The organism is Mumia sp. (assembly GCF_028803055.1).
Lineage (GTDB): Bacteria > Actinomycetota > Actinomycetes > Propionibacteriales > Nocardioidaceae > Mumia.
Window position 1 is genome coordinate 1 of sequence record NZ_JARBCJ010000262.1, and the last position, 3253, is coordinate 3253.

Consider the following 3253-nt stretch of genomic DNA (forward strand, 5'->3'; position numbering starts at 1 on the left):
CGGGGAGGCGTCCGGATCGGCAGAGATCGACGCGCAGGGCCGCGCCAAGGTCCCGCTCGCGGCGATCGCGACGCCGGGCAGCCACCTCGTGACGGCGACGTACGGCGGGAGTGCGGAGCTGGCGCCGAGCACGTCCTTGCCGGTCGTTCTCAGGGTGACGCCCGCGACGAGCGTGCCCGTCGCTGCGGCGACGCTGACGGTGAAGCCGACACGCATCGCCGCCGGCAGGTCGACTGCCGTGGCGGCGGTCGGGGTCCGGGTGACCGAGGACGGCCGGACGACGGCCGGCTCGGGCACGGTCGACGTATTCCTGGACGGCCGGCGGGTCGGCACGGGGACGCTGGACCGACAGGGCCGTACGAGCGTGAGGCTCGGCCCGTTCCGTACGGCGGGGCCGCGGATCGTGACTGCTCGTTATCGCGGGACGGCCACCGTCGGTGCCACCACCGCGGGGCCGGTGGTGCTGCGGGTGACCAAGGCGAGGGCCAAAGTCGGCGTCACGGTGACGCCGAAGCGCGTGACGACCTCGCGGCGCGCGAAGGTCGCGATCACGGTCAGGGCCAAGGGTGTGAACGCTCGCGGTACGGCGCTGGTCAAGGTCGGCACGCGGTCGTTCGCCGTCCGTGTCAACGCCAAGGGCAAGGGGTCGGTGCGACTCCCCCGCCTGTCGCGAGGCACCAAGAAGGTGACCGTGCGCTACCTCGGCAACGCGAACCTCACCTCGGCGAAGAAGGTGGTGCGGATCCAGGTCCGACGATGACCGTCTGAGAACGTACGGCGAGGGGCCGGTCGCCGGGAGGCGGTCGGCCCTTCGTCGTACGGCGGAGGCTCGCGGTCACTTCCCCGGCGTGTCGAGGTCCTGCGTCAGCAGCCGCTTGCGTTCGGTGGCCACGACCTCCCGCGCCAGCTCTCCCTCGGAGATGTCGAGGGCCTCCGGTGCGCTCTCCGCGGTGGCGCTGACCCGGGCGAAGTCGTCGAACAACCGCCGCTTCTCCGCGAGGATCTCGGTGATGCGGCGATCCACGCCGTCCTCCGACAGCAGCCGGTGGACCTGGACGGACTTCAGCTGCCCCATCCGGTGCGCACGCGCCACCGCCTGCGCCTCGGTCGTGGGCTTGAGCTGTGGCTCGCAGATGATGACGACCGAGGCTGCCTGGATGTTCAGGCCGACGCCGCCCGCGACGATCTGCGCGACGAGCACGGCACCGTTGCCGGCGGCGGCGAACTTGTCGACCATGTCCTGCCGCGCGGCCGCCGGCACCGAGCCCGTCAGCGGCCCGAAGACCGGGCCGGGGAGCTCGCGGGCGACCCGTGACAGCACCTCGCGGAAGTGCGAGAACACGATCACGCGCCGGTCGTTCGCCTCGGCCTCCTCGACGACGTCGATCAGGCGTTCCATCTTCTGGCTGTCGCTCGCGAGCATCGCCGCCTGCCGCATCGCCATGAAGTTGCCCGCCACCACGGCCTCGCGGTACGCCCGCTCGTCGTCGCGCGTCATGGGCAGCCACTCGTCCACCTCGACCAGCCCGGGGAGCTCGTCGAGGACATCCTCCTGGTTGCGCCGCAGGTACGCCGGTGCCACCTGGCGCCGGAACCGGTGCGGCGCGAGCCCATGGACGTCGACGACGAGGTCCGGGCGGACGTAGCCGACGAGGTTGCGGAACTCCTCGACGCGGTTCTCGAGCGGCGTGCCGGTGAGCAGCACGGCACGCTCGGCGCGGTCGAGCAGCGCCGCCGTCCGCTGGGAGCGCTGCGCGGCTGGGTTCTTGATGTAGTGCGCCTCGTCGACGACGACACAGCTGAGCGTGTCGACCTGGTCGAGGTACGGGTCAAGGCGACCGAGGGTCTCGTACGTCGTGACGGCGACGCCTCCGCGGCGTACCCATGCCTGGGCGGCACCCTCGCGGCTCGGCCCGTGGACGCGAAGTGCCCGCAACGTCGACTTGCTCGCGACCTCGCGGGTCCAGTTGGTCACGACGGCCGCGGGACAGACCACGACGAAGTGCGTCTCCCCCGCGCTGTGCAGGTGCGCAAAGACCGCCAGCGCCTCGACGGTCTTGCCGAGGCCCATCTCGTCACCGATGATCACCTTGCGCTGCACCAGCGCGAACCGCGCCGCAAAGCTCTGGTAACCGCGGAGCGAGGCGTTGAGCGCGTCGCCCTTGAGCTCGAGGGCGCGTACGGCCTCGATGATCTCGTCCGGGAGGTCACCGTGCGTCTTGGCGTCGTCCTCGACGAGGAACCCGAGCTCGGCGAGCATCGCGAAGTAGTCGGCGGGCCGTGCCAGGAAGTCGTCCCACGGGTCGTCGGTGACGCGCGACCGCGCGGGACCACGGCCGCCCGTGGCGATCATCGCTGCCCTCCGTACGACCGCGTCCGCGCCGGCGAGGAGGTCGACGACCTCGTGCCCTGCGACACGCAGCACGAGCACGTGGGTCACGTGACCGCGCACGGCGGAGGCCAGCGGCCCGAGCTCCTCGGTCCGTGCGAGGTCGGCGGTCGCGCCCCGGGTCGCGCGCGCGGCGTCCCAGCTCGCCAGGTGGTCGAGCAGGCGTGTCGTCTCTCCGTCGCGCCTGGCCACGTCGACGCGCACCGGCGTCTCGTCGTACGTGATCTGCCAGAGGGTGCGGGCGGCGCCGACCATCTGCGTCGCCGTCGTCGGACCGAGTCCCGGGAGCGAGGCCAGCTCGCGGCCGGCGGCGAGGACCTGCGCGACGGTCGAGACCTGGGCGTCCCGCAGCGGACCGAGCCGAAGCCGGTCTCGCGTCGCGTCCTTGAGAGCGTCGATCGGCATCTCCGCGAGCAGCCGGTCGACCGCGGCGCCTCGTACGGCCTCGCCGGCCTCCTTCGCCGCGTCCCTGTACGACGACTCCGCGGCGACGGCTCGGGTGATCACGGCGACTGCCCCTGCGAGCGGGTGCAGCACCTCGCCGGGCACGATCTCCGGAGCGCGGCCGAGGTGGGCGAGGTCGTCGGCCAGGCCGAGCGAGGGCTCGAGGAGGTCGGACACGGTCATCCGCGTCACGTCGTGCATGTCCGTCGAGCGTGCGAGGTGCTCGAGCCGTGACCCGAGACCGAGGGCGGAGCCCCAGGCGTGCAGTGATCTCAGGACGTCCGCGGACGCCGCCGCCTCCGCCTTGCGCTCGCGCCCGGCGAAGAAGCGCCGGGCCGAGACCAGGGGCGCGACGTCGTGGGCCACGTGCAGCTGGTCGCCGAGGCGCCGCAGCATCGCGTGATCGGCGTCGGTGAGGGC

At 72.6% G+C, this 3253-nt stretch carries 2 protein-coding genes; one reads left to right on the forward strand and one right to left on the reverse strand.

The features are described from left to right. Nucleotides 1–760 (forward strand): hypothetical protein (locus PV363_RS16735; protein WP_301022942.1); only part of this gene is annotated, 760 nt, incomplete at its 5' end. A 75-nt stretch (nt 761–835) separates the two neighbouring features. On the opposite strand, the gene PV363_RS16740 is transcribed toward PV363_RS16735, so the two are convergent. Continuing rightward, a partial coding sequence (locus PV363_RS16740) for a DEAD/DEAH box helicase (RefSeq protein WP_301022943.1) occupies nt 836–3253 on the reverse strand: 2418 nt, incomplete at its 5' end.